At 30.5% G+C, this 22,987-nt stretch carries 42 protein-coding genes; 3 read left to right on the top strand and 39 right to left on the bottom strand.

Annotated features, from left to right (window positions below; all coding sequences use genetic code 11):
* Window positions 1–34 precede the first annotated feature (34 nt).
* The 34 genes from N4A48_RS04140 to N4A48_RS03975 form a co-directional block, all read right to left on the bottom strand.
* Window positions 35–607, bottom strand: coding sequence for a hypothetical protein (locus tag N4A48_RS04140; protein ID WP_293664539.1), 573 nt, complete (start codon window positions 605–607; stop codon window positions 35–37).
* 14 nt (window positions 608–621) lie between these two features.
* Window positions 622–963: a hypothetical protein gene (locus tag N4A48_RS04135; RefSeq protein ID WP_293664538.1), complete on the bottom strand. Its 342-nt coding sequence runs from the start codon at window positions 961–963 to the stop codon at window positions 622–624.
* A 9-nt stretch (window positions 964–972) separates the two neighbouring features.
* On the bottom strand, window positions 973–1,317 hold the full coding sequence (locus N4A48_RS04130; RefSeq protein WP_293664537.1) for a hypothetical protein: 345 nt from the start codon (window positions 1,315–1,317) through the stop codon (window positions 973–975).
* Between the two features lie 4 nt (window positions 1,318–1,321).
* Window positions 1,322–1,684: a hypothetical protein gene (locus N4A48_RS04125; RefSeq protein WP_293664536.1), complete on the bottom strand. Its 363-nt coding sequence runs from the start codon at window positions 1,682–1,684 to the stop codon at window positions 1,322–1,324.
* A complete protein-coding gene (locus tag N4A48_RS04120) occupies window positions 1,681–1,977 on the bottom strand; it encodes a hypothetical protein (RefSeq protein WP_330665047.1) in 297 nt (98 codons plus the stop codon). Before N4A48_RS04120 ends, N4A48_RS04125 begins: the two co-directional genes overlap by 4 nt.
* Window positions 1,970–2,221 carry a Rho termination factor N-terminal domain-containing protein gene (locus N4A48_RS04115; RefSeq protein ID WP_293664535.1) on the bottom strand — a complete coding sequence of 84 codons (252 nt, stop codon included), beginning with the start codon at window positions 2,219–2,221 and terminating at the stop codon, window positions 1,970–1,972. Before N4A48_RS04115 ends, N4A48_RS04120 begins: the two co-directional genes overlap by 8 nt.
* Before the next feature lies 1 nt (window position 2,222).
* Window positions 2,223–3,188: a phage major capsid protein gene (locus N4A48_RS04110; RefSeq protein ID WP_293664534.1), complete on the bottom strand. Its 966-nt coding sequence runs from the start codon at window positions 3,186–3,188 to the stop codon at window positions 2,223–2,225.
* A 13-nt stretch (window positions 3,189–3,201) separates the two neighbouring features.
* A complete protein-coding gene (locus N4A48_RS04105) occupies window positions 3,202–3,801 on the bottom strand; it encodes a phage scaffolding protein (RefSeq protein ID WP_293664533.1) in 600 nt (199 codons plus the stop codon).
* A gap of 53 nt (window positions 3,802–3,854) precedes the next feature.
* A complete protein-coding gene (locus N4A48_RS04100; RefSeq protein WP_293664532.1) occupies window positions 3,855–4,097 on the bottom strand; it encodes a hypothetical protein in 243 nt (80 codons plus the stop codon).
* Between the two features lies 1 nt (window position 4,098).
* On the bottom strand, window positions 4,099–5,460 hold the full coding sequence (locus N4A48_RS04095) for a hypothetical protein (RefSeq protein WP_293664531.1): 1,362 nt from the start codon (window positions 5,458–5,460) through the stop codon (window positions 4,099–4,101).
* A complete protein-coding gene (locus N4A48_RS04090; RefSeq protein ID WP_293664530.1) occupies window positions 5,450–6,886 on the bottom strand; it encodes a phage portal protein in 1,437 nt (478 codons plus the stop codon). The genes N4A48_RS04095 and N4A48_RS04090 overlap by 11 nt, the downstream gene beginning before the upstream one ends.
* Complete coding sequence (locus tag N4A48_RS04085; RefSeq protein WP_293664529.1) at window positions 6,886–8,190, bottom strand: PBSX family phage terminase large subunit; 1,305 nt, start codon at window positions 8,188–8,190, stop codon at window positions 6,886–6,888. The genes N4A48_RS04090 and N4A48_RS04085 overlap by 1 nt, the downstream gene beginning before the upstream one ends.
* Window positions 8,174–8,932 (bottom strand): phage terminase small subunit, encoded by a 759-nt coding sequence (terS, locus tag N4A48_RS04080; RefSeq protein ID WP_293664528.1) that lies wholly within the window; start codon window positions 8,930–8,932, stop codon window positions 8,174–8,176. The genes N4A48_RS04085 and terS overlap by 17 nt, the downstream gene beginning before the upstream one ends.
* Before the next feature lie 93 nt (window positions 8,933–9,025).
* On the bottom strand, window positions 9,026–9,655 hold the full coding sequence (locus N4A48_RS04075) for a hypothetical protein (protein ID WP_293664527.1): 630 nt from the start codon (window positions 9,653–9,655) through the stop codon (window positions 9,026–9,028).
* 65 nt (window positions 9,656–9,720) lie between these two features.
* Entirely contained in the window at window positions 9,721–9,915 is a 195-nt protein-coding gene (locus N4A48_RS04070; protein ID WP_293664526.1) for a hypothetical protein, read from the bottom strand.
* A 734-nt stretch (window positions 9,916–10,649) separates the two neighbouring features.
* Window positions 10,650–11,129, bottom strand: coding sequence for a hypothetical protein (locus N4A48_RS04065; protein ID WP_293664525.1), 480 nt, complete (start codon window positions 11,127–11,129; stop codon window positions 10,650–10,652).
* Between the two features lie 92 nt (window positions 11,130–11,221).
* A complete protein-coding gene (locus tag N4A48_RS04060) occupies window positions 11,222–11,389 on the bottom strand; it encodes a hypothetical protein (protein WP_293664524.1) in 168 nt (55 codons plus the stop codon).
* A 42-nt stretch (window positions 11,390–11,431) separates the two neighbouring features.
* Window positions 11,432–12,061 (bottom strand): putative metallopeptidase, encoded by a 630-nt coding sequence (locus N4A48_RS04055; RefSeq protein ID WP_293664523.1) that lies wholly within the window; start codon window positions 12,059–12,061, stop codon window positions 11,432–11,434.
* The gene (locus N4A48_RS04050; RefSeq protein ID WP_293664522.1) at window positions 12,058–12,597 is read right to left on the bottom strand and encodes a Holliday junction resolvase RecU; all 540 of its coding nucleotides are present in this window, start codon (window positions 12,595–12,597) and stop codon (window positions 12,058–12,060) included. The genes N4A48_RS04055 and N4A48_RS04050 overlap by 4 nt, the downstream gene beginning before the upstream one ends.
* Window positions 12,598–12,758: 161 nt before the next feature.
* Window positions 12,759–13,271, bottom strand: coding sequence for a hypothetical protein (locus N4A48_RS04045; protein ID WP_293664521.1), 513 nt, complete (start codon window positions 13,269–13,271; stop codon window positions 12,759–12,761).
* A complete protein-coding gene (locus N4A48_RS04040) occupies window positions 13,268–13,987 on the bottom strand; it encodes an NUMOD4 domain-containing protein (RefSeq protein WP_293664520.1) in 720 nt (239 codons plus the stop codon). Before N4A48_RS04040 ends, N4A48_RS04045 begins: the two co-directional genes overlap by 4 nt.
* 42 nt (window positions 13,988–14,029) lie before the next feature.
* Window positions 14,030–14,473 (bottom strand): hypothetical protein, encoded by a 444-nt coding sequence (locus tag N4A48_RS04035; RefSeq protein ID WP_293664519.1) that lies wholly within the window; start codon window positions 14,471–14,473, stop codon window positions 14,030–14,032.
* A 40-nt stretch (window positions 14,474–14,513) separates the two neighbouring features.
* Window positions 14,514–14,756 carry an AbrB/MazE/SpoVT family DNA-binding domain-containing protein gene (locus N4A48_RS04030; protein ID WP_293664518.1) on the bottom strand — a complete coding sequence of 81 codons (243 nt, stop codon included), beginning with the start codon at window positions 14,754–14,756 and terminating at the stop codon, window positions 14,514–14,516.
* A 39-nt stretch (window positions 14,757–14,795) separates the two neighbouring features.
* Window positions 14,796–15,050, bottom strand: coding sequence for a hypothetical protein (locus N4A48_RS04025; RefSeq protein WP_293664517.1), 255 nt, complete (start codon window positions 15,048–15,050; stop codon window positions 14,796–14,798).
* A gap of 18 nt (window positions 15,051–15,068) precedes the next feature.
* On the bottom strand, window positions 15,069–15,770 hold the full coding sequence (locus N4A48_RS04020; RefSeq protein ID WP_293664516.1) for an ATP-binding protein: 702 nt from the start codon (window positions 15,768–15,770) through the stop codon (window positions 15,069–15,071).
* Entirely contained in the window at window positions 15,730–16,638 is a 909-nt protein-coding gene (locus N4A48_RS04015; protein ID WP_293664515.1) for a DnaD domain-containing protein, read from the bottom strand. The genes N4A48_RS04020 and N4A48_RS04015 overlap by 41 nt, the downstream gene beginning before the upstream one ends.
* A gap of 125 nt (window positions 16,639–16,763) precedes the next feature.
* A complete protein-coding gene (locus N4A48_RS04010) occupies window positions 16,764–16,928 on the bottom strand; it encodes a hypothetical protein (RefSeq protein ID WP_293664514.1) in 165 nt (54 codons plus the stop codon).
* Window positions 16,929–16,941: 13 nt separating this feature from the next.
* Window positions 16,942–17,661 carry a hypothetical protein gene (locus tag N4A48_RS04005; RefSeq protein WP_293664513.1) on the bottom strand — a complete coding sequence of 240 codons (720 nt, stop codon included), beginning with the start codon at window positions 17,659–17,661 and terminating at the stop codon, window positions 16,942–16,944.
* 11 nt (window positions 17,662–17,672) lie between these two features.
* Window positions 17,673–17,843 carry a hypothetical protein gene (locus N4A48_RS04000; RefSeq protein WP_293664512.1) on the bottom strand — a complete coding sequence of 57 codons (171 nt, stop codon included), beginning with the start codon at window positions 17,841–17,843 and terminating at the stop codon, window positions 17,673–17,675.
* 81 nt (window positions 17,844–17,924) lie between these two features.
* The gene (locus N4A48_RS03995) at window positions 17,925–18,122 is read right to left on the bottom strand and encodes a hypothetical protein (RefSeq protein ID WP_293664511.1); all 198 of its coding nucleotides are present in this window, start codon (window positions 18,120–18,122) and stop codon (window positions 17,925–17,927) included.
* Window position 18,123: 1 nt separating this feature from the next.
* Window positions 18,124–18,639, bottom strand: coding sequence for a helix-turn-helix domain-containing protein (locus N4A48_RS03990; RefSeq protein ID WP_293664510.1), 516 nt, complete (start codon window positions 18,637–18,639; stop codon window positions 18,124–18,126).
* 123 nt (window positions 18,640–18,762) lie between these two features.
* Window positions 18,763–18,900 (bottom strand): hypothetical protein, encoded by a 138-nt coding sequence (locus N4A48_RS03985; RefSeq protein WP_293664508.1) that lies wholly within the window; start codon window positions 18,898–18,900, stop codon window positions 18,763–18,765.
* A gap of 60 nt (window positions 18,901–18,960) precedes the next feature.
* Window positions 18,961–19,134 (bottom strand): hypothetical protein, encoded by a 174-nt coding sequence (locus N4A48_RS03980; protein WP_293664507.1) that lies wholly within the window; start codon window positions 19,132–19,134, stop codon window positions 18,961–18,963.
* Window positions 19,135–19,192: 58 nt separating this feature from the next.
* Window positions 19,193–19,393, bottom strand: coding sequence for a helix-turn-helix domain-containing protein (locus N4A48_RS03975; RefSeq protein ID WP_293664506.1), 201 nt, complete (start codon window positions 19,391–19,393; stop codon window positions 19,193–19,195).
* 139 nt (window positions 19,394–19,532) lie between these two features.
* Between N4A48_RS03975 and N4A48_RS03970 the strand changes: the two genes are divergently transcribed.
* On the top strand, window positions 19,533–19,850 hold the full coding sequence (locus N4A48_RS03970; RefSeq protein ID WP_293664505.1) for a helix-turn-helix domain-containing protein: 318 nt from the start codon (window positions 19,533–19,535) through the stop codon (window positions 19,848–19,850).
* Window positions 19,851–19,898: 48 nt separating this feature from the next.
* Window positions 19,899–20,105 carry a hypothetical protein gene (locus N4A48_RS03965; protein ID WP_293664503.1) on the top strand — a complete coding sequence of 69 codons (207 nt, stop codon included), beginning with the start codon at window positions 19,899–19,901 and terminating at the stop codon, window positions 20,103–20,105.
* Between the two features lie 28 nt (window positions 20,106–20,133).
* Here N4A48_RS03965 and N4A48_RS03960 read toward each other — a convergent pair whose 3' ends face one another.
* The 3 genes from N4A48_RS03960 to N4A48_RS03950 all read right to left on the bottom strand — a co-directional run bounded on the left by N4A48_RS03960 (window position 20,134) and on the right by N4A48_RS03950 (window position 20,810).
* Window positions 20,134–20,349 carry a hypothetical protein gene (locus N4A48_RS03960; protein WP_293664502.1) on the bottom strand — a complete coding sequence of 72 codons (216 nt, stop codon included), beginning with the start codon at window positions 20,347–20,349 and terminating at the stop codon, window positions 20,134–20,136.
* A 19-nt stretch (window positions 20,350–20,368) separates the two neighbouring features.
* Entirely contained in the window at window positions 20,369–20,518 is a 150-nt protein-coding gene (locus N4A48_RS03955) for a hypothetical protein (protein WP_293664501.1), read from the bottom strand.
* A gap of 67 nt (window positions 20,519–20,585) precedes the next feature.
* Window positions 20,586–20,810: a helix-turn-helix transcriptional regulator gene (locus N4A48_RS03950; protein WP_293664500.1), complete on the bottom strand. Its 225-nt coding sequence runs from the start codon at window positions 20,808–20,810 to the stop codon at window positions 20,586–20,588.
* Window positions 20,811–20,998: 188 nt separating this feature from the next.
* Between N4A48_RS03950 and N4A48_RS03945 the strand changes: the two genes are divergently transcribed.
* On the top strand, window positions 20,999–21,349 hold the full coding sequence (locus N4A48_RS03945; protein ID WP_293664499.1) for a helix-turn-helix domain-containing protein: 351 nt from the start codon (window positions 20,999–21,001) through the stop codon (window positions 21,347–21,349).
* Between the two features lie 56 nt (window positions 21,350–21,405).
* On the opposite strand, the gene N4A48_RS03940 is transcribed toward N4A48_RS03945, so the two are convergent.
* Window positions 21,406–21,984, bottom strand: coding sequence for a hypothetical protein (locus tag N4A48_RS03940; RefSeq protein ID WP_293664498.1), 579 nt, complete (start codon window positions 21,982–21,984; stop codon window positions 21,406–21,408).
* Window positions 21,985–22,035: 51 nt separating this feature from the next.
* Window positions 22,036–22,752: a hypothetical protein gene (locus tag N4A48_RS03935; RefSeq protein WP_293664497.1), complete on the bottom strand. Its 717-nt coding sequence runs from the start codon at window positions 22,750–22,752 to the stop codon at window positions 22,036–22,038.
* Window positions 22,753–22,987 lie beyond the last annotated feature (235 nt).

Genomic DNA, 22,987 nt, shown 5'->3' with positions numbered 1-22,987 from the left:
AATAAAAAAGCCCCTTTAAAAAAGGGACTTTAATTTATGCTGGAATAGTTAATTCATCCTTAGTTAAATAATCAATCCCATACGGAGATTCTCCTATTCCTGGAGCACTTTTAATCTTTAGTTGTGGAACCATAAAATCTTCATCTTTCAAGCTAAATGATACAGGAGTTCCTTCGCAGTGTGGATATGCTAATTTCACATAGCCCAATATGTTTCCAGAAGTGTCCTTTTCAGCAGTATAAAGATTTAATGTAAACTTTGTTCTTTTAACTTCTTTACCTGTCTCTGGAGCTCTATATTTAAACTTTTTCGGATTGCTTTCATCATAAGTAATAGTTCCTCCATCTATCAACGTAAATACATCTGGAGTAAACATATTATCCTTTAAAGTTAAATCCATTCCTATACAGATATCTTTTGTCTCAGACTTTGAATATATAGTATTCTTTATTCTTAAAATCTTTTCTTTTCCTTTACTTAATTTGGGGCTTAATTTACACTCTGAAGCAGTTTTAAATTTATATGTTTTAGGAGTATCCTCTTCTGTAACTATTTCAGCCAGAACAATGTCTGAAAGTGGCAAACTTTTCGCTACCGTATCACCCATTTAAATCCCTCTTTCTATAATTTTTTAGTTGTAACATATTCTATTTTTTTAAAATGAGCTTTTCTTTTTTCATCTATCATTGATGGTGTTTCATTTCCTGAAGGTTTCAAATGAATATATACTTTCATAGCTTCTTTTACTTCTTCAGCTAAATACAAAAGTCTTGTGTATTCAGCTAAAGGAGTATAGATATATAAATCTATGGTTGCATACCCAAGCTTATTAGTTCCAGCAATATGATTCTGTCCACTATCTTTGACAACTATATATTCACTGTCGCATATTCCTTCTTGCTGCCCAGGAAAATATACATGAAAACCTTTTAAATCTAAAAGCTCAAATACTTTTTTAATCATATTAAAACCCTACTTCCCAAGTGAATTTCTCATTCCTTCTATAATGTCAGGAGCATTTTCTCTTATTGTAGGATATAAAATCGCATGCTTCCCCTCGTTGCAAAACTCTAAATACGGAGAATACTCTTTATTTCCAGCAATAAATATATTACATTTATTCCCTTGCCATTCATGTCCTCCCTGGATTGTCTGTCTTGCTTGAGCAGATCTATCAGTCCAAGAAGCATTTTTCTTTGCTTGTCCTTCTAGTTTTTTACCAGCAGTATTAGCATAAAGTCCAACTGCAGCTCTCATTTTAATCTCACTTTCAGCCAATCCCTTTAACACTCCTTGTATATCTATATTGAGACTCATTGAATCACATCCTTTCTAGTAGCATGTCGTTTAAAATACCCATATTTTCTCCTAAATCAGTTATTTTATATTTGACCCCTTTTCTTTCAAAGAAGTCGCCTTCATGTACCTTTTGACCTTCTTCATCTAAGAGTATTAAAAAATATTCTTTTCTTCCCGTAGCAATAACTCCACCTTCACCGATATTTATATTGAAATATGAATTTTTACCGTGATAAAAGCCATTTATTTTACAAATATCTATAGGATCGTCCATAGGTTCATTGAATTTATTAAACTGATTTCTTTGAATTGTAACTTCTTCAGCTACGCCAACTTCAGTTATAGAACCAATTATATTTTCCTGAATGCTTTTAACGTCTATCACCTTTCATCAGCTCTTTTCATACAACCTGATGAAGATGGTCTATATAATTTAGCAAGCCTTAAAAAATACTTTTGAGAAGATGGAATATCAAGTCCAGGAAGCTTTATTGCAGTGTTTTCAGCTTTTATTAAGAGTCCTTCATAAGAAGCTTTTTCTATATCAAAGTTATTTTTTTGAAGAAGAAGTTCCAGTTCATCATCTTCAAAACATTGTTTCTTCTTTTCTCTCAAATTAAACTTCAATATTCTCAAAAGCTCTTGTTTTTGTTCATAAGTTACTCCCATATTACTCACCATCTTCTGCATTTTCTAAAGCTTCAATAAGTTCATCTTTTTTCATATCATCATAACCTTCTATCCCCTTTTCTTGAGCTAATATTTTAAGTTGATCTACCTTCATTTTTTTATAATTTATTTCTTGATGATTATCTTCTTCTAAATCGTCACTTACTATAGAAAAACCTAAAGGCTCATACACTAAAGTATAAGCCTTTTCTGTAACATCAAATATTTTCCCATCACTTCTTTTGATTTTCATTTTATGCACCTGCCTTTGGAGTTAATGCAGAGAATGCCCCTTCTTTTAATACCATGAAAGCAACATGCATAGTCACTCTTAAAGCAACCATATCTCTCTCAAATAAGTTTATAGGCTTTCCATCTTCTCCTAATACATCTAAAGTTGCATCTTCTGATATTTTATATTCAATATTTTTAAGAACTCCATATCTAGCATAATCCCAATCGCCTGTTATTACTCTAGCCTTTTTATGGTCCCACGACTTTGACTTAACATATCCTATTGGCAAACCATGAAGCGTTGCAGGCTCTGCTTTTGTCTTATCTTTGAACAGCGGATTTCCAAGTTCATCTTTTGCAGTTCTTAGAGCATCTTTGAATCTTATAGTAGTTGTCCAACCATTAGGCTCTTTATCCTCCATTTCTATCATAGACATAAGCTTAGAACTTTCTGTACCTAAGCCTTTTTTAGTAGAACCTTCTTCTAACTTATTACCTGCTGTTGTGATATTTGCCCAAATATTTTGACCTGAAGCATAAGGAGAATCTTTTCCAAACAATGTAGCTTGGTCATATTTAGTGTAAAAAGCTTCCGCTATAGCAGATCTCATGTTAGCAAAGAACTCAGGTACTGACCAGTTTAAAGCTTCATTTGTTACAGGAATAATTACTCCCAACTTTTTAGCTTCCATTTCAGCTTTTAACCAAGTGGGCTTTGATACTCCTATCTTTTGACCTTCATTTACCCAATAAGCTCCTACACCATCAGCTAGATATGTGAATTCCTTTTTAGGCTTAGTCATTTTTTCATATTTTGCAAGCCCCATCACAGCAGAACCTTTTACAAAATCCTGAATAATTAATTTAGATTGCTCTGTTGGAACATTTCCTGTTCTTGTATCTTGCATAACCGCATTATCACCAACTGCAGCAAATAACTGTAAATTTAATTTTGAATTAGGTTTGTTCTTAATCATTTTATTCATAATAAATTCCCCCTTATCTTATACGACTATTTAATATTACTTCATCAAAATTGTCTTGTGTTGTATTATCTAGTCCAGTATTACCTCTAGCTGGATTTCCAGGACCACCTAAGTTACCTGGAGTATTATCTTCTTCAAATAGATATGCTTTATTTTCTTTAAGATTCTTAATCTGTTCATCTAACCCGATAAACTCTCCATTTTTATGAGCCAAAGAATCCTTTTTAATATGTGGTAATATATCAGCTATATCTTTTGGTTTAGAACCTAAAATTACTTTTTCCAAATTGAAATTAAATTCTTGGTCCTTTATAGTTTGTTTACTATTATTTAAATCTTTTTCTAAAGTTTCAAATTTAGATTTAATATCCTCAAGCTTTTCAGCTCCCAAAGTCTTTTTGAAAGATTTCAAACTTTTATCCAAAGTGTCAAAATTATTCTTATAGTTGTCTCTTTCACTTACTGCTTTATCATAATCAGATTTTTTAATATACTGAGGTTCTTTTTTATTATCTATAATAAGCTCAGTATCTGTTTTAGTTTGCAAAGTATCTACTATCTTTTTTGCTATATCCTCACCAAATAATTCTTTAAGTTGCTTAAATAAATCCATTATATACCTCCTGATTTTAGAAATAATTAAACCCTATACAATAAGCATAGGGTTTAACGTGCATATATATTGATTTCTGTTACAATATCTTTTAGATATTGTTTTTGAATCTTAAAGTTATCTATTAATTCATCAACTGAATCGAAATTAATTGGTTCTTTATAAATTTCACCCGCTGAAAAATTATCATTAACAGGACATATAAAGTATTTTTTATCCTTATATCCAAATTCTATATCACTAAGCATATGTAAATCATCTTTTAATTCATTTATATTTTTATATTTACCAGGCATATTACTCATCATCTCCTTTCTTAGGTAAAATATCTGAATTGATTTTTCTATCTATTTCACTTATTTCATCTACCTCTTTTTTTACTACTCTTCCATTTTTCCAATAATAATAGTGTACATGCTCTCCTTTTAATCCAAAAGGATGCTCTTTTGAGTTTCCATGATTAGTAGTATGTATATGTTTTACAAAATATGCATCCTCTCCATAAAATACTCTTTTATTTATAGAGTCATCATTATCCTTTACATCAATAACAGCATTAGGCTTATATTTTGCAGGAACTTTTTCACCTGCTTCAAATATCTTATCTATTATTATACCACTATTTTCCTGATTTGATTCATTTGCATTCTTAGTTTTAATATCTTTTTTATTTTCTATACCTGCAAACTCTAATCCATAATTTTTATACCAAATATCAAGCTTTTCATTAGATTCTCCATCTACCCAGGCTCTTAATTCGCTACCTATTTCCTCTAGACTTTTAGGAATAACTGCATATACTACACATAAACACTGAGGATGTGGTAGTGGTACTTTTTCTACTGGAAAATTACCTGTACCTAAGTTATAGCTATCTTGGTTAGCATAATCATCACATTCATCTTCTCCAAAAGGCTTTATCTGCCTCTCATAATGACTTGTCGATAATTCCCAATGCATAGCTTCAACGTATGGATTTTTACTACTGCTTCTTATATTAGCTGATAAAAAAGCATGATTTATTGATGTTCTAGCAAGTCTTTGTGCATTATAATCAACCTTCTTTCTTGTATTGGGATATACTTTATTCCATTCCCAATCTTTTTTAGCTTCTGGATTAATGTATTTCTCAATATCTTTTGATAACTCATAAGCTGATTTTTTTTCTGCTATGGCTCTAGTTATTATATAGTTCATATCCTTATCTATACCATTTATATCACCCCATATTCTTTCGCTTAAGCCTTTGTTATCTTTATATAAGTTCCCATTAAGAACCTCAGCTATAGCTTCTTTGGGAACTCTAGAAAAAATAGTTTTAAAAGTTTGATCCATTCCAAGATTATAATCATTATTTAACTTACTAAAAAAGCTTAATTGAACCTCATTGGCATATTTAGCAGCTTCTTCTATAGATTTTTTATTATTACCATGAAGTTGCTTTCTGACTTCTCTTAAAGATTCTTCTATAGCTTTTTTATAATCTAGTGCAAATCTTTTTGTAAGACTACCACTCTTAGCTTTAACTGCTTTTATTTCTAAATCTTTAGATGCATCTTTAAATATCTCTCTTATAAGTGTGTAATCTTTCTTTATAAGCTTTAATTGATTCTTTCTAGCCTCATTAGCAAACCTCTGATACTCTGAGTTATTCTTCATCTATATCATCCTCTAAATTGTCTATTTCCTCATTAGATGATTTAAGATAGGCATCTTGGAGTAGTGTTTGCTCTATTGCTATTTGTTCAAGCTCTCCATCTGCATCCTCATTTATATCCCACTTTTCTATATAAGATTTTCTACTTCTTACTTGTGCTTGAACTTCAGCTATATCATTAAGCCTTTCAGTCTCTTCGTCTTCAAGTATTGGATATAGATGTTCAATAGCTATAGCGTAATCAATCTCAGGAATATTCATTGGACCCAAATTCTTGGGCTTATATATTTTGATTAGCTCTATTATTTTTTCAGCCATCCACTCAAGAGCAGGTCCCCAAGTAGTCCATTTTTCTTCACATCTTTCAATGAGTTCCCAATATAAAGCCTTCATGCTTTTTCCTGATTGCATCAGTCCTTTAAGTTGTTCTAATGATACATTAGGAATACTTAAAACATCGTGCATATCATTATTTGCACGGTTAATAGTATTTTCAAACCTTGAATCATAAGAAAAACTACTTTCTATATATTTAGCATCTGAATCCAGTTCCTCATCTTCTGATTGCAAATCAATCTTTGCTCCAGGAGCAACCTTCATAGACTCATGAGTTTTTTGACTGCCATTTTTAATAACCAATTGAGGAAACATATTAAATTTAAGTGCATCTACATCGTCTGATTTTAGCTTGTTATAATTATCTTGATTATCTCCTATTTCAGCTACGTCAGATTCTCCATTTAAATCTCCTGTAAGTCCATCGTTAACAATTACATAGCAAGGTATAAAATCTAAATTAGTATTATAATCTTGGTAAGTAACTTCAACTAAATTACCATATCCATCATACACCCCTTCATTAAGAATACACTTTCCATTAAACATTTCATATTTTTGCTTCCAGATCCTTTGCCTTGATTTATCTACATCATTATTTTGAGTATAAAAAAAGATGATTTTCTGTAAATCATCTATATCCTCTGGATTGGTTTCATATACAAATTCAAGTGATGGCCTGAACATTACTTTTATTGATTTATCTGATGCATTAAGTTTAAGTGCTACTCTTTTACCTATAAAACAATCTCTAGCAGCTTTAATAAGTTTATCAGGAAATTTATTCTTCTTTAGTACCTTATTAACTAATTGACTTATTTCTTTAGCTGAGTCTTCATCTTTTCTATCGTAAGGATTAATATTTATTTCAGGAGTTCTTGAGAACATGAACCTAGCTTCTTTTTTTATAAGCTTTTTAGCTTTGTTTGTAATAAGCTTAGTTGGTTTATAATCTAAGTTGCATGGTAACCTCCAGTCTTGTCCTTTACCATCATAAAAATTATATAGATTTATTATCTCCTGGATGTCTTTTAAAACTGCAGTTCCATATATTCCACCAAGTTCTGCATTTATTATATGACTTATATCCATTATCTCGCCCCCTTTCCTGAATAGTTTTTTCTTTGTACATTTTTTCTTAGAAGAGTATATACAAAATATCTAATAGCATCCATTGCATGGTCAAACTGTTTAATAGGCTTATCTTCTCCACGGTCTGCAGCTTTCTCATCCCAAATATATGAAAAGAATTCTTTTATAGTATTTTTACATTTTTTATGAACAAATAATTCTAAATTACTTAATCGTTTAGCAACTTCTCTTATACCATCCTCTACATCATTTTTAGCTTTTTTCACTTTATAACCATTTTCTTTTAATAAAGTTATAAATGAAGCAGCAGAAGGATCTATAACTATTGTTTTTATTTTTTTACCTTCTACAAACTCTTTAAAGTCCTCAAAATATTTATTATCAGATTTCTGCTTCCCTTTTTCTCTACCACTATAATAATATTCATCTATAATAAAATAACGCCCTTTATACTTCCCTATCAAAAGAAATACACAGGCGTTTTGAGTACCATAATCTATAGCTATATAATATTCTTCAAATTTATTATCTTTTGGCCAGTATTTATGATTTTCATCTATAATGTGAGTTTCTTCTGAAAACATATCATAAATGATTCCTTGTGCAAGAACCCAAAGCCCAAGAATGAATCTTTTGAAGAATACTCCACTATACATTCTTTTATAACGTTCTTTAACTCTTTGAGATAAAGATAGATTATCATCCATAGTAAAATGAATATGTAAAGCATTCTTTTCTTCTAACTTATTCAGATACTCTAATTTAAACCAATGATAAGGACCTGCAGGGTTACAGTTAAACCACATTTTAGAATCATCTATAGAACATCTTGAAGTAGCTTGATTAACAAAAGATTGTGGCATTAAGGCAACCTCATCAAAGAACATTCCAGCTAATGTAATACCTTGGATAAGGTCCTGGGAGCTTTCATCTTTTCCTCCAAATAAATAAAAGTCATTTGAACGACCATTTTTAGTTATAGTAATATAATTTTCTGATCTGTGGTCTTTATACTTGTATCCTCGGCTTTTTAACATTCTTTTAAGAGGTTGAATTACATTTCTTCTTAAAGAACCTATAGTCTTACCAGCCATACCTAGATTCTCACCATTGTATGTTTCCATGCCCCATATAATAAAAGATAATGCCATAGATACTGTTTTACCTGCTCTTACAGACCCATCACAAATAATTATATCCTTATCTTTATAAGGGCTTTTATCCATCCACCAGGTTAAAACTTTTAATTGTTTTTTAGAAAAAGGTTTAAATTTGAAAGATGCAATTTTAATCTTCCTCATCATCCCACACCTCATCTATTTTTCCTTCTAAAGCTTCAATAAATCCATCGTCTTCTACTTCTTCATCCTCATCTTGTATTTTTGATTTATCAAGAGCGAATTTATCTTTCTTAAGTTGTAGTTCAATATCTGTTTTATACTTATTGAACTCAAACTTTTCTTTTTCTAATAGAAGTTTTTCAGTATCTCCTGAAATAGAAGCTTTAGTTTCAATTAATCGTCTTAACTGTTCCATGCAAGCAAGTATTCCATTTTCTCTATCTTCTTCAGATATTTCTTTATCATATTTTTTACCAGATACATCATAGAAGAATGTTTTTTCTCTATTTAGAAGTCTTGCTATTTTAAGTCTTAAAAGTCTTATTTCTTCATCAATATTAAGTGTTGCTGTAGTAATTTCAAAGATAGCTTTTTCCTCTTCACTTAACATGTTAGAATATAAAGATTGGTATGCTCCATGTTTTATTGCATTAAGGTTTCCTTCTGGAGCTCCTCCATTATTGCCTATTGCATTTTTATTTCCTTTTGGTGCTCCTCTTGATTTGGAACGTTCCGTATTCTTTTCACTTTTCTTTTGGAACGTTCCGTTTAATTGGTCTTCCCATTTATCTTTATTCTTCCATCCTCTTATACTACCAGGAGAAACATCTAATAATTTAGCTATTTCAACTAAATCAATGTTTCCACCATGATTTTTATATATTTCAAATGCTTTATCCCTATTGGGACTTCTTACTCTTGCCATTATCACCACCTCATCCCTAATTGGTTTTGAGTTGTTTTTTGTATTAAAAAAGAGCCTGTTATGGCTCTAACTTTACTTTTTATTCTATAAGTCTTACAATATTCCTTTTGTATTTAATACATTATATAACACTGTGCCAAACCCATATAGTTTAGACATAGTTTCAATATCACCTGTAAATCCAGCTATATCCTTCATTACTTTTTTATATTTACCCTTAGCAACATCTTCATCTTTTTCTTTTGCTATACTTAAGAATTCCATTATAATTTCAAAAATTTCTTCTTGTTTCTCATTATTACTCATTATTAAATCTATAATTATATTTAGATTGCCTGTATTTTCTTCTATATTTTTCAATGTACCTAAAACGTCTTGTTTATATTTTTCTTCAGATTGCCTTCTTCTCTCCACACTTTCTTGTAAATCTTTACTTATTTTTTCAAAATCATTTAATGGTTTTCTATCTAACTCAAATTCAGGCTTTTCTAAGTTAGCTATTTCTTGCATTCTCATAGAGCGTTGAATTAATTCAGGTGATACTAAGTTTGATATTTTTGAAGCTTGAGTTATGGGTCTTGATTGCTCTAAAAATTTTTGTTGTTGTTTTACAATGGACATTCCTGTTTTCACTTGATTTAATGTCCTTTGTTGTTCTCTTATAGCATTAATCATAGGTTGTTCTATAATATTATTTTTATTATCTTTATTATCTTCACTCAAGTTAAAACCCCCCTTCTGAATACATAATTCTACATAAAGAGAGTAATTTCCTTTTGTTCTAGGATTTAATTTCCAGTAACTGCTCCCATTATTTTTTTAGTAATCTCATTTGCTACATTCTCTATAAATGCATTTATTAAATTACCTATATGTGATTTTATTGGATAAAGAAAACCACCTTCGTGTGCTGTTAGTATAGCATAAGCAGCTAAGCATAACAATAATCCAAATAAGCCTCCACCTTTTTTCTTTCTTCTCATCTTTATACCCTCTTTCTATATAGTTATAATACATAATTCGATATAAAGGGAGTTTTTTCCTTTTTAGATATTATATTATTCATATTAAAACACTATTTTATCATTAACTAAAATAAGTAATTTTATCTTCTTAATATATTTGTGTGTATTATATTAAGATTTTGACATATAATATAATGCATATGCAAAAACAAAAATAATTTAATATAGAAGAAAGGAGGAAGCTCTATGCGTATTTTTTTCCGCATACTAATAGCTCTTTTAGTTTTTACTACTATATTTAATATTTTTATTATAGTAATATTCTAAGTAAAAGAGCTATAACTAGAGCTACATTAGTTTGATTTTTCAAACTAATGTGTTCCTCCTATTAGATTAATTAAAAATATATAGTTAAAGGAATTTATTTATCCTCCAGCTATATATTTTTTTGAGAACTTACCTATGTTTCAGCCATTATTAAAATATAATATTTGATAGAAATTATTTTAATAATGTTAAATATGAAAATCCATATCACGTACAATCGTTGAAATTTAGACGTTTCTTATTTTTCAATTTGATTAATGCAATTAAAAATAATTATAAAGAAAAATGAGTCTACTTTTTAAGTAAACTCTAAAATCATTTATCAAATCCATTTATATAATAGATTTTTTATAAAATTATCTTTTCAATAGCTAATTGTGTGAGATTAGCTCATTTCTCTATATTAACATAATACCATGACTTTTCTAAGAAATGTGGCAGTTTTCGGGAAGTAAAAGTGAAGTATATCCAAATATACCTAAAGATAACTTTTCTATAGAAATTTTTCTCTTTTCCTTGCACCATCTCTCACTGTATTTTGCCATACCAGCTACCTGCCACCATTGTAATCCTTCTATGTACCTTAACTTAATTATTCTTTTTTCATCCTCATTAAGAGCATCCAAGGCCCTATCTATTTTATCGATCTTGTTCTGAGTTTTCATAATCTGCTTTTCTAACCTATTTATCTTTTCAATATTAGCTATAGCTTCTTCCTCTGTAGTGCAAACTATACTATATGTTGGAGAAGTCTTTTCCTTGTCATATCTAATAGCTCCAGTTCCCGTAGTATCCATGTTTAACTCTTGAATCTCTGACTTTAAATTTTCAACACTAACTTTAAGCATCTTATAATTGTACAGCATCCACTCAGTTTTTTTGTATGTATCTTTATTTTTTTTCATAATCTCTTCCCTCTCCTCTTTATCTATAAAATAAAAAAGGACACTCCTAGCCTATATTAGACTTAAGAGTGTCCGCTGCTTATACAGTAGGACTAATATGCTTTCTTTCTATTTCTTAAGGTATAATCCATTTGAAGATTACCATTATGATTATTTATCTCTATGTTTATATAATCTAGTTTATTTTCATTATCTGCTGAGTCTAGCACACAATTTATAAACGATACCATCTGATACTTCAACATTTCTTTTTTATCCATTGGTTTCACCTCTTTGATTGTCTATTATTTCCAGATAAATATCTATTTTACCATTCTTAATGATTCAAACATACTTATTTGTCTACCTGCTTTTCTAAGATCATCCCAACCTTCAAAATCATCACCTAATATATTTTCTATAGCTTCTGGAGTAGTAGCCCAGTCTTTTCCTAATGTTGCCACCATATTGCTCCAATCTTCTATATCATGTTTTTTAAGAGATCCATCTTCGTCTATATGTCTTAATTCATGATATATTAGAGCTATAACTTGATTATTGCTCATCCTTTCTATGTAATAATTTCTTGTTTCTAGAACGTATTCATAACCTAACATGGATTCTAGTTCATTGTTAGCTTTTTTAATTCTAGCAATCCAAGGTTGTTTTGCTGCAGTAGGTTTCCATTCCATATCTTCAATAAACAATATAGTTCTAGGATGTATATGTCTTATTTCAGGAAATCTTTCAACTAACTTTTCAGCAATAGTTTTATATAAATAATTTTTTATCCAATGTCTTTGTCCATACTTAGCATTGTCCAACTTTCTTATAAATCTGAGATTTCCTCCATCATGCATATTAGTAACAGCTACATTATATCCACCTGAAAACTCTACTCTTTCTAATTCTTCTCCAGTATCATTATCAACTATTATTAATTTTCTTTTCATATTACTCCCTCCAAACCTTCAAGATAATCAAGAACTATTCCATTTCTACTTTTAATCTGTATCATTACATTTATAGGAATATAGTTGAATCCTGCTCTTCCTTTGTTAGCTTTCCATCTATCCCAATATTCAACAACTATAGGTCCTGGAGTAAAATATCGTTTATCGAACATCTTCATGTAGCAAAGTATGAAGCTTACTTCTCCTATAGCTAGAGCTTCTCTTATATATTCAATCTGATGCTCTTCTATATTTTTTAGTGGTAAGCCTCTAGTCTCTGTAGCTACTTCCTTACAATCAAAACTTATGCTTATACCACTCTTTACGGTTCCTCTAAAATCTAGAGTACTCTTTCCTACTGGGAAGGCTGATACTATTTTCTTCCCTTTTCTTATGACTTGCCAAGGAGTACTTATTTTTTGGACGAGGGCTATACCTCTGCTTTTATAGCCCTCATTAGATTTTATTATCTCTTCCTCAAAGGCCTTCCCTTTATTGGCCATCTTATAATTTTTCTTATAGCTTGTATCTAACAAAATATCACCCCATTTTAAACTTATATTTCTAGAACTTTATTTCAAATTTACCTGCTTTAATTTCTATACTAAGTCCTTCTAGTTCTATTCCATCCTCCATTTTAGCTATTATCTTTTCTAATTCTATATTTTTCTTATCTATTGATATATTACTCCTTTTATTAACTAAACTTAGCTTTATTTTTAAGAAATATATTCCTTAAACCCAGACTACGTTTTTCTTTTGTCAGTAGTCCTATTTCTCTAGGTGTCATAACAGGTCTAGTTGATGCTTTCTCTAAACTCCATCCGCTTTTAATTCTTTTTCTAAATGTATTATAAGGTATTCCATTTTGCTCTGCTTTTTCAAGGTATTCTCTTGGATATACTCTATTTTTCTTTTTCATTTTTTCAGCTTGCTTCTTCCTGTCTTGAAGAGGTTGAGTTGCAGCTCTTTCTATGTCCCAACCCAGTATATTACTTCTATATCTTAACGTGCTATAACATATTCCATTCTGCTCTGCTATTTGTCTCCACTTAGAATCTAATCTTTTTTTAATATGTGGTGGAGTAGTTATTGCTTTTTCTTTATTCCACGCTAGAGATCTTATCCTTGTTTCTAAAGTTTGTTTATCAATTCCATTCTTTGCAGCTTCTTGATATTCTCCAGGAGTTATATAAAATTCATAATTCATATACTCACCTCCAATGTAGCTGTTGCCCATTTGAAGCCACCTGCTGTTTTAAGTCTATCTTTTATGCATAATCTTATGGTTTCTCTATGTAGGTAGTTCTCCCTACCCGCATGAGCCATGCTATTGTATTCCTCTAATACCTCTCCAGTAATAGGATCTATTTTTACAACTGGAACACTGTTGCTTTTTGCACCTGTTTTTTTACCTAAACTTTTTCTATTAGTCCAAGTTAAATTTCTAAAATGATTATCATGAATATTTCCACTTTCATGAAACACTATAGTATTTTGTTTTGGATTATCATTTACAACAAAATATTCTGCGACTAGCTTGTGTATAGCAATCTCTTTCACCTTTTTATCTACAGTTACTTTTACATGTAGCCATTTGCCCTTTCTTATATAAGGTCTTAATATCTTTATTTTCCCATTTTTATATAACACCCTAGTTCTTCCATAACTGCTTATCTGATACTTTCCATTTGTATCTTCTATATCTTTCCAAAGTTCATCTTTTATAACTTCATTTTGAAATAAAGTTTTAACTTCTTCCTCTGAAAATGTATCATCCATTAAGTAACAATTTATATTTTTCAGCTTTTTTCTTCTTGATTTGTAAGATGCTAATGTATCTACTGCATAACCTGTTATGCCGCTTATCTTTTTATATGTGGTTTCTTTTTTGATATTAGTTATCGGGTCATATAGATATAGCATAAATACGTCCCCCTTTATCCTAGATAGAATCTTATTTTAACGTCATATAATCATTTTCATTTGCGGAGTCAATAATTCAATTAAATTATCATCACTTTGTACTCCTTTTATAACAGAGCCGTATACCCACGACTTTTTATTTATATGTTTGCTCTGATGAACAGCTATATCAACTTTCATACTCAAGTGGTAGTTGATTATTGAAAGTTCTTTTTCTATCACAATTCCTTCTTTATAGCTCGTGTAATCAATTTTTGCATCTTTCCCAAAAGAAGATTCATAAATTCTTATTCTATCTCCAATCTGAAATATATCATCTATCTCTTTCTTAATATTTGCGTTATGCTCTTTTGGGCATATGCAATACCACCTTCTAAAATGTTTCCCTTTTCTTAGTATCAATCTACCATTTTCTCCACACACAGGGCATATACAACTAGATACTTCTTTTTCTACAACTTTGTCAGATTCTCTATATACATTCACCCTTATCACCTCCAACGTCGTGTAAATCTTATTTAACTATTTAGATACTACTCAATTTTTCTATGCATTCACTACATATATTCTTACCTTCAAAATGCTTTACGTCCTTTGCATTTCCGCAGAATACACATGCAGGCTCATACTTTTTAAGAATTACCATATCTCCATCAACATATATTTCAAGTGAATCCTTAACATTTATATTTAAATTCCTTCTTAATTCTATAGGTAAAACTACTCTTCCTAAGTCATCAACCTTTCTAACTATACCTGTTGCTTTCATTCTCAATCTCCTCCAATTTTTATATTTTTCAAGCTTCAATTAAGCTAATTTGATTTTCAGTTCTCCTTTTGGAGTATTCTTAGCAAAGCATTCTCTAAGTCCTGATATATGCTCAAATACATACAGATTCTTAGTTTCAGATACAAACCTCATCTTCTTTTTTATATTTTTCCTTCCAGCTTTATCTGTTACATCATAAGAACTAGAATGTTTTATACTAACTCTGTAAACCTGTCCAGGAATAAGATTCATAATTTTTCTAATAGGTTCATTTTTTTGTGTCGATGCTCTCATATCAACCGCTCCCCCTAACTAAATAGCTCGTTTATTTAACCTATGATTAAAGCTTTTGCCTATAAACTCAATCATTCTACCATCACACTGTTCTATAATCCTGCTTCCTATAGCTTCATCGATATTCAGTAACTTGTCTGATGTATATTCGCTAGATACTATCATTGGGGAACCCTTTAGGTATCTATAATTGATAATCTCAAACATGATATTTATATCAGTTTCAGTAATCTTACCTTTGAATAGATCATCAATCAAAAGGACCGTTGCATTCTTGTATTTTGATATCTCTCTTTGATAATAATATTCATCAAGCATATTTTGTTTTAAGGCAGTTATAGCTTCCCTGTACTGCATGTATAAGACTCCAATATTCCTTGACATTAGAGCATTTGCTATGGCGATAGATAAATGAGTTTTACCTGCTCCTACTTGTCCTAAAAAGCCTATTGAGCCTTCTCCATTGAATTCAGTTGCATAATCAAAAGCCATCCCCCTAGCCTTTCTAGTTACTCCATTAGTCACTTTATAATCTTTCAAAGTTTTTTGCCTGAAAGCTTCTGATATCCTGCTATTTTCCAGTATCCTCTCATACTCTTTTCTCTCTCTACATTCACAAAATACCATTGCATCAAGCTTAGGATTATATATCATTTCTCTATCCTTGCACTTAGGACAATCATATTCCCTGTTCTTCGATGAGTCTGTCAAGTTCTTCATCGGTAAGCTCTGCGACTTCATCGCTGATTTTTCCTTCTGGTGGTCTGTATCCTTCAAAAGAGTGTCCACTCTCTTTTTTAGAAGTGCCTCTATATCCATCTTTAACAGCTCCCTTTTTATTTTTTATATCTTGATAATCCCTAATATAAGCTTCAACAGATTCTAGGGTTAATAAGTTATTCTCCCTCCACCTTTTCAAAATACCTTCGATATAGCCCAAATATCTCTTAGCATTACAAACTGCTATTTCAATTGCTTTTATGATTAATCTATAATCCATACCATCATCATCTAGGTAAGCTATTATCCTTTGAGCTTCCATTGGAGTTATCGGATGAATGTTTTGGTCAAATACTTTTTTGATTTCTGAGAACTCTTTACTACTACAACTACTTAAGGATCTTTTTTGTAGATGGATCTTTTGGTCCGACTTTTCATCCGTACCCCCTACGGATTTACATCCGACAGGTATCGGTTTTATATCCGAACCCTCCGACTTTTCATCCGAGTTATCATCTGGTTCAACTTCTATATAATCATCAGAAATTAAGCTATAATATTCTTTGCCTAGTTTAAAAAATGAATATGTTCCACCTTGCTTTTTAGTTTTATGTCCTAATACTCCTGCCTTTACCATTTTTTTAAGTCTTCTATATACACTATCTTTTGTCTTAAGTCCTAATATTGGTAGTTCCTGTATAAGCCACTCATATTTAATCCAATAGTATTTTTCATTGTCAATTATTTCAGCCTTCATCTTCTCTGTGTCTTTAAAATCTACGAAGCATCTTAGCATTAAAGCATCTGTAGAATCTAATCCTAATTTTATAAGTCTACGTTGGCTAAATCCGTTTATAGTAAATTTCATTTTTTCACCTACTCTTGTGTATATATTTTTGATTTATGTCAATAATTCAAATAAGAATGTTTTTTAATACTCTTAATCTTAGGGGAGTTAATTCTCCCCACTCCCCAAATCAAATATTTTTCTTCCTATTCCCACCAGTTAAATTCGTCTTTAGCGGGAATTTTAAGTTCTATAATGTTAGTACCTTCTTTTTCTATTAACTCTGCTTTTAAAGGCTGTGGTGGAGCTTGAAAGCCATAATAATCTATATCCTGTTGCAAAGATAATCTCTCTATAGGGTCCATAAACATTTTTTTATCCCTCCTAGCTTAATGGAGCTCCTTCAAAACCATCTTTTACTTTAGCTTCTATCTCCTCACATATTTTGTTATAATCTGTTTTCTTAACATCTTCACTTGATGTATAGCCATACTTGCCAATTATCTCTTTTACCGTTTCTGTGCTTCCTTGAGCTATTGCAAACATTCTTTTTGCTTGAGCTTTGCTGATGGTACCTGATGAATCTGTATAAACTTTTTTATTACTTTCCTCTATGTTTGTCCCATTCAAGTCCATATCTTCGAATATATCCGATAAAGAAGATACTAATAATGTTGCATCAACTAAAGCTCTTTTCTTAGCCATCTTTAAGATTGTGTTATCTATAGTAAATGGATCTAACTTTTTATATTTACTTTCTCTAGTGTTACAAGCTCCTAGACCTTCAGTAATTAGAATTTCATTTTTATATAATCTACATCTAACTTGATATTGAAAAAATCCATTTTCAAAGTCTCTTGTTGAATCTACTATTTCAAACTCACTTCTAAGTCCAAGTAACATTAGTATTTTTTCTGCTCCTGGTTTAAGTAAAGTTGGCTTTTTAGTTCCAGGTACCACTCCAAAATCATGGTTTTGTCTTAATGTCTTCTGTATTACTGATTGCATCTGACTTATTTTAGTCATTGTATTTGCTAATTGATTAAGATTAACCGAATCTATTATCGATACTGTACTTGGCATTACTTGCATTTCATTATTCATATCTATTCCTCCTAAGCTAATATTTCAATTTCTTCACTTTTATTACCAAGCTTATCCTCAAGCTTTTCTATAGCCTCTTTACTTAAAGTTAAAAGTCTATAAATATTTACTTCTGCAAAAAGTTCTGTATTAGAATTCCATCTAGCTTGGTCCAGTTCCATCTTAAGTTGATTTAAATTCATTTTCATCACCTCATTTTTGTGGTATAATTCAAATATCATTATTTTTGAAAACCACTTTTCTTTAGACTTTTAAGGTACAACTTAAAGGTCTTTTTTCGTTCTGTCTATTTGCTCCTGCAGTGTCTCATCCAATACACTCATAAACTTTTCTACATCTTCAAAGTTTCCTTGCTTCTTACCTAAATCAAACAGAAGCTTTATAGTTCTTAAGATGTGTAACTGGTCTACTAATCTTGAATGTTTTTCTGAGTTAATAAGAAATTTTATATTCTTAACCATACTAATGTCTTCCTCCTTGAGCATATGACTTAGAGATAACCTTTTTCTGAATTCGTTTATTTATACTTTCGATAGAAATTCCTATCTCTTCTTCAACTCCTACCAAGAGCATCCTCTTCCATCCAACTGGATCTGCTATTTGCTCCAACAAATCACTTATCCTTGCAATTTGTTCTTTAGTGTATTCCTTACCTGTCATGTTCTCCAGCACTATATTGAACAGTTCTTTTTGTGCTGCAATAGATTCCTCTTCCTCTTCTATATTCTTTGCTATAAGTCTTATTAGGTCACTTTTAATTCCTGAATAATATGGTGTAACTATTAAATCTGCATCTAGCTCATTTATAATTTCAAGCCTCAGTCTACTACTATCCAATATCTCTGGTATCTTCTTTTTTATATCTATTGGTATTGGTCTTTTCCCAGCCTCCCATTCTGATATATCCGATTGAGATACATTCAATAGACTTGATAGTTGCTCTTGGCTTAAGTGCTTCCTCTTCCTTTCATTCTTCATTAGAATCCTATAGCACATTTTACACACCCTTTCTATTTAATTTTCAAATATCGATTGACTAGAATATTTGTAATGTCTATATTCCTCTATAGATTTATTCCAAGTCATTTTGTTACAATTAACTTATGGATAAACGTTTAATACTTTTAGTATCCTTCCTTGTAAGGCTGCTTCTTCTAATTTAGAAGTTAAATCTCTTGCCTTACATGCAAATACATATCTTCTTAGTCTCCCCTCCTTCTGTCCTTTCTTGATTATCATATACTCACCCCCTTTCAGCTTGTACTAAAATCAAGTAAAAGGTTAGTCAGATTAAACTGACTAATTATTGTTTTGTTTAAGCTCTTCTTCAAGTCTTTCAAATACTTGATCTAAAACTCTATCAGGATATTTATTTCTTAGAATTCTTATAAATGCTTGTGCTTTTCTTCTTTCAAATTCTTCTAGGTTTTCTTTAGCTGGCGGTACAACTGTTACCGTTTTTATCCTGCTCATATCACCACCCACCTTTGTAAATACTATGAATCTTAAATTTTGTCCTATTCCCTATATGTTAGGCACTTTCTTGTTGTAGTAGTTGAGATATATCTACTTCTAATGCTTGAGCAAGTAAAATTATTTCATTAGCCTTTATACATCTTTCACCTCTTTCTATACGGCTAATTAACGTTTGATTTATATTTACTTTTTTCCCAAGTTCTTCTTGTGACATTTTTTTACTTTCTCTAATAGATTTGATTTTAGCTCCAATCATTTTAAGCACCTCCTTATTTACATGTTAGTACCATTTGTTCTAAATGCCAATAAAAAAAATTACTATTTGTTCTAATTGTATCTTTATATCTTCTTTTGTATTAAAATATTAGTACAAATTGTTCTAAAAGGATGATGTTATGAAATCTTTAAACTTAGGTGATAAATTAAAACAATTACGAACCAATAAGGGTCTTACAACAAAACAAGTTGCTGAAAAAATTGGATTTTCTCAATCGTACATAAGTCGTTTTGAGAACAATAAAGCTGTACCAGATATTGAAATACTTGCTTCTATATTAGATATCTATGATGTCACTTTATCTAACTTCTTCAATGATGGTACAAGTTCTATACCACTTACAAACGATTTAAGAGAACTTGTAGACTCTGCTAAGGATTTACATGTAGATGATGTTAAAATCCTTAAAACCCTAGCTTCTAGGCTAAAAAAATAGCTTATAAAGAGTAGTGAACTAATTTATATTAACTAGGGGGTTGCATTAATGAAAAAGCATATAAAAAATAGTAATTTTCATGATGTTACAATAAATATTTTAAATAAACATAACTTTGAAGCTTCTGACTTAAAGGATTTAACAGTTCAATACACCGATGCATATGCTGAAGTGTATAACTTTTTAACCGACCTCTGTGACGATTCAGATAAAAAAGAAAGAGATAATTATTCAGGTCAAGGCAGTAGAGCCTAGTATTCTTACCTAAATAATTAAATGTTCACTACTCTTTATTCTTAGGTTTTTTACTTGTATATTCTTTATGTAAAACAGTGCATTCCAACATAGCATTCTTTGTCTTATCTAATATATATAACCCATATCCAACAGAAACTTCTCTTTTCCCTAATACATCTAAGAGTTCTTTTATCATTTCTGCATCATTGTCGTACTCGCATAAATCTCTAATGTTATTTATAGCTATTAAGCTTTTATCCATCATTCTCACATCCTTACAATTAGTATTTAATAGCCTCAAAATATACCTTTGCGACCTCTGGAAGCACTTTAATTTCTTCATCATCACCAGTACCAGTGGTTGCTACTCTTATGATAAATTTCTCTAATGCTTCTAAAACCTGCTCACTTCCTTTTTTACTCTCACTCATTCCCTTCACCTCCTTACAATGCCATGAATTACCACTATTTTGATATTACCTCTGTGGGATAATATAGTTAGGCTAAATCCTTATCGCCCAACACTTTGTTGTGTGTATGCTCAAAAAAAATTTCATCAACAGTTTTTCCAAAGGTATCAGCTATTTTTTTAGCCAATTTGAATCCTGGTTTTCTTGTTCCAGTTTCTATCATAGAGTAATAGTTTTTGTGTATACCAAGTACCTGAGCTATATCTTTTTGTGTGTATCCAGACTTAATTCTTTCAATTTTTAAATTTATCATAATTATCACCTCTTTACTTTGGATAATTCACTCAACATTATGTTGTCCTTATATTTGTAATTATATACAACATTCTGTTTGATGTCAACGATTTTTTTGAAAAAACACAACAATTTGTTTGAATACATTTTAATAAATCAAACAAATTGTTATAATTATAAATAATAATCAACGATTGGTGGTGTACTATGTTTGGAGATAGATTGAAAAAATTAAGAGAAGATAAAAATATGTATCAAAAAGATTTAGCAAATATTCTGGGTGTTTCCGCTGGAGCTATAGGTATGTATGAAAATAATAAAAGAACTCCTGATTTTGACATTTTAAAAAAAATTGCCGATGTATTCGATGTGACTATAGATTACCTGCTAGGAAGAACTAATAATCCTACTACAGTCAGAATTGAAGGAGATAAGCTTCCTAAGGAGCTAAGAGAAATAGGAGTAGAGTATTTGACAATAGCCAAAGAAATGGCTGACAAGGAAATACCTCCAGAAGATATAAAAAAAATAATAGATGTTTTAGGAAATAGGAAATAAAAAAATGACAACCATTTAATTGTAGTTGTCATTTTTTTATAACCTCATATATTTATCTATTCTCCTGCAATATCCATTATGTAAAATCCACCATTTTTATATTCATATGCATACTTTACATCTCTTTCATTGTATTCATCTTCCCAAAATATTGCTGATTCGCTTATATCTGCTATTCCTTGATTTGCTAATTTTGCAACCAAATCATCTGAATACATTCTCATAACATTGTTTCCTGTTTTGCGGGTATTTTTTACATCAAATTTCAGATAAATTAAAGCTATATAATCATCAGATGCTTCAGTTCCTAAATTTTCATTTATAGTTATTTTACTAAGTTTCACATTCAAATAATCTCCATTTGAAAATTCATTCCTTACAGCAGTTTCTATTTCAGATTTACGACTTACTTCTTCTATTTGTTTATCTGTATTTTCCTCAGTTTCTTGTTTAATTGATTCTACTTTTTTATGAGATTCTTTTGATTCTTCTTGAGATATATTTTTTTCTTCTTTCTGTGTAGTTGGAGCTACTGTTTCTGTTGCATTTTGTCCTTCATCATCTCCACCAGCTAATGACCCAATTACACCTAGACCTATAATCACAATAAGTCCCCATTTTAAAATTTTCTTCATTCTTATAGTTGCCCCTTTCATATATTTGCATTTTAGATAAGCATGATACAATTATTGCTTTGCTAATCTGTTTACAGAGAATCCAGTTTGATCGTTCCACTGAACTTGTAAATTTAATTTAGTAGCAATATTAGAAGTCAAAGGAACATATGTTATCCCATTATAAGATAAGAATGGATAGTCAGCATCATCATATACAACTTCATTATTTATAAGTATGTTAGAATTAGTTTTAAATGCCTCTTGAGATACTTTCGAATTATGAGCCTTATTATTTAAAGATAAAGGTTTTGTATTATCAATTTTATTTGTAATTGCAACATTTAACCTCTTTGAATCATCCATATTAGCATAAAATCCTAAGTATTGCCCATGCTCCCAAGTTAAAGGTAAATAAACTATATTATTATAGCTAAAGAATGGATACTTACAATATTGGTTATTAACTACAGAGTTATTAACCTTTATAGTATAACTTGGCACATAAACGCTTCTTATATTTGGATTTACTACAGGTGCTTTTGGAGCTGTTGATTTTTTAATATGAGTAGTAGTCTTATTACTTTTATATGGACACACTCCGTTTTTGTGTAAATGAGCAGAATATCCACCACAATGGTAATGATAAGATCCTAATCCACTCTTATTCTTGTAGTCATGATGTCCTCCGCTACCATCAGTTCTTCCTCTGTGAGCTATTGAAGTACTGCTACATAACAAAAATATTGACAAAGCAATCCCTAATGCTCTTTTTCTAGTGTTTTTCATCAAATTACCCCTTCCTTTATATATATTCAAACAAATTATACCATAATTTTCTATTATTTTCATTAATTACTTAGTTATTATTATCATTTTTAGGGAAAATCAGGACCACCCGTAAAACGGGTGGTTTGCTCCAGCCCTAGAAGGGCATATTACTCGCTGTATCTCAAGATACATTGAAAGGTCTGCCAACCGCTTATTTTTTCAGGCTACCTCTAAAGAGGTTATTTTTTGCCTT

Source organism: Tepidibacter sp., from assembly GCF_025210165.1.
GTDB lineage: Bacteria > Bacillota > Clostridia > Peptostreptococcales > Peptostreptococcaceae > Tepidibacter_A.
This window is presented reverse-complemented; position numbering and strand designations above follow the sequence as displayed.

Coding starts and splice junctions, on each gene's coding strand:
- N4A48_RS04140 (WP_293664539.1), bottom strand. CDS start 607: ATGGGTGATACGGTAGCGAAAAGTTTGCCACTTTCAGACATTGTTCTG.
- N4A48_RS04135 (WP_293664538.1), bottom strand. CDS start 963: ATGATTAAAAAAGTATTTGAGCTTTTAGATTTAAAAGGTTTTCATGTA.
- N4A48_RS04130 (WP_293664537.1), bottom strand. CDS start 1,317: ATGAGTCTCAATATAGATATACAAGGAGTGTTAAAGGGATTGGCTGAA.
- N4A48_RS04115 (WP_293664535.1), bottom strand. CDS start 2,221: ATGAAAATCAAAAGAAGTGATGGGAAAATATTTGATGTTACAGAAAAG.
- N4A48_RS04110 (WP_293664534.1), bottom strand. CDS start 3,188: ATGAATAAAATGATTAAGAACAAACCTAATTCAAAATTAAATTTACAG.
- N4A48_RS04105 (WP_293664533.1), bottom strand. CDS start 3,801: ATGGATTTATTTAAGCAACTTAAAGAATTATTTGGTGAGGATATAGCA.
- N4A48_RS04100 (WP_293664532.1), bottom strand. CDS start 4,097: ATGCCTGGTAAATATAAAAATATAAATGAATTAAAAGATGATTTACAT.
- N4A48_RS04095 (WP_293664531.1), bottom strand. CDS start 5,460: ATGAAGAATAACTCAGAGTATCAGAGGTTTGCTAATGAGGCTAGAAAG.
- N4A48_RS04090 (WP_293664530.1), bottom strand. CDS start 6,886: ATGGATATAAGTCATATAATAAATGCAGAACTTGGTGGAATATATGGA.
- N4A48_RS04085 (WP_293664529.1), bottom strand. CDS start 8,190: ATGATGAGGAAGATTAAAATTGCATCTTTCAAATTTAAACCTTTTTCT.
- terS (WP_293664528.1), bottom strand. CDS start 8,932: ATGGCAAGAGTAAGAAGTCCCAATAGGGATAAAGCATTTGAAATATAT.
- N4A48_RS04070 (WP_293664526.1), bottom strand. CDS start 9,915: ATGAGAAGAAAGAAAAAAGGTGGAGGCTTATTTGGATTATTGTTATGC.
- N4A48_RS04065 (WP_293664525.1), bottom strand. CDS start 11,129: ATGAAAAAAAATAAAGATACATACAAAAAAACTGAGTGGATGCTGTAC.
- N4A48_RS04060 (WP_293664524.1), bottom strand. CDS start 11,389: ATGGATAAAAAAGAAATGTTGAAGTATCAGATGGTATCGTTTATAAAT.
- N4A48_RS04055 (WP_293664523.1), bottom strand. CDS start 12,061: ATGAAAAGAAAATTAATAATAGTTGATAATGATACTGGAGAAGAATTA.
- N4A48_RS04045 (WP_293664521.1), bottom strand. CDS start 13,271: ATGAATTATGAATTTTATATAACTCCTGGAGAATATCAAGAAGCTGCA.
- N4A48_RS04040 (WP_293664520.1), bottom strand. CDS start 13,987: ATGCTATATCTATATGACCCGATAACTAATATCAAAAAAGAAACCACA.
- N4A48_RS04030 (WP_293664518.1), bottom strand. CDS start 14,756: ATGAAAGCAACAGGTATAGTTAGAAAGGTTGATGACTTAGGAAGAGTA.
- N4A48_RS04025 (WP_293664517.1), bottom strand. CDS start 15,050: ATGAGAGCATCGACACAAAAAAATGAACCTATTAGAAAAATTATGAAT.
- N4A48_RS04020 (WP_293664516.1), bottom strand. CDS start 15,770: ATGAAGAACTTGACAGACTCATCGAAGAACAGGGAATATGATTGTCCT.
- N4A48_RS04015 (WP_293664515.1), bottom strand. CDS start 16,638: ATGAAATTTACTATAAACGGATTTAGCCAACGTAGACTTATAAAATTA.
- N4A48_RS04010 (WP_293664514.1), bottom strand. CDS start 16,928: ATGTTTATGGACCCTATAGAGAGATTATCTTTGCAACAGGATATAGAT.
- N4A48_RS04005 (WP_293664513.1), bottom strand. CDS start 17,661: ATGAATAATGAAATGCAAGTAATGCCAAGTACAGTATCGATAATAGAT.
- N4A48_RS04000 (WP_293664512.1), bottom strand. CDS start 17,843: ATGAATTTAAATCAACTTAAGATGGAACTGGACCAAGCTAGATGGAAT.
- N4A48_RS03995 (WP_293664511.1), bottom strand. CDS start 18,122: ATGGTTAAGAATATAAAATTTCTTATTAACTCAGAAAAACATTCAAGA.
- N4A48_RS03990 (WP_293664510.1), bottom strand. CDS start 18,639: ATGAAGAATGAAAGGAAGAGGAAGCACTTAAGCCAAGAGCAACTATCA.
- N4A48_RS03985 (WP_293664508.1), bottom strand. CDS start 18,900: ATGATAATCAAGAAAGGACAGAAGGAGGGGAGACTAAGAAGATATGTA.
- N4A48_RS03980 (WP_293664507.1), bottom strand. CDS start 19,134: ATGAGCAGGATAAAAACGGTAACAGTTGTACCGCCAGCTAAAGAAAAC.
- N4A48_RS03975 (WP_293664506.1), bottom strand. CDS start 19,393: ATGATTGGAGCTAAAATCAAATCTATTAGAGAAAGTAAAAAAATGTCA.
- N4A48_RS03970 (WP_293664505.1), top strand. CDS start 19,533: ATGAAATCTTTAAACTTAGGTGATAAATTAAAACAATTACGAACCAAT.
- N4A48_RS03965 (WP_293664503.1), top strand. CDS start 19,899: ATGAAAAAGCATATAAAAAATAGTAATTTTCATGATGTTACAATAAAT.
- N4A48_RS03960 (WP_293664502.1), bottom strand. CDS start 20,349: ATGGATAAAAGCTTAATAGCTATAAATAACATTAGAGATTTATGCGAG.
- N4A48_RS03955 (WP_293664501.1), bottom strand. CDS start 20,518: ATGAGTGAGAGTAAAAAAGGAAGTGAGCAGGTTTTAGAAGCATTAGAG.
- N4A48_RS03950 (WP_293664500.1), bottom strand. CDS start 20,810: ATGATAAATTTAAAAATTGAAAGAATTAAGTCTGGATACACACAAAAA.
- N4A48_RS03945 (WP_293664499.1), top strand. CDS start 20,999: ATGTTTGGAGATAGATTGAAAAAATTAAGAGAAGATAAAAATATGTAT.
- N4A48_RS03940 (WP_293664498.1), bottom strand. CDS start 21,984: ATGAAGAAAATTTTAAAATGGGGACTTATTGTGATTATAGGTCTAGGT.
- N4A48_RS03935 (WP_293664497.1), bottom strand. CDS start 22,752: ATGAAAAACACTAGAAAAAGAGCATTAGGGATTGCTTTGTCAATATTT.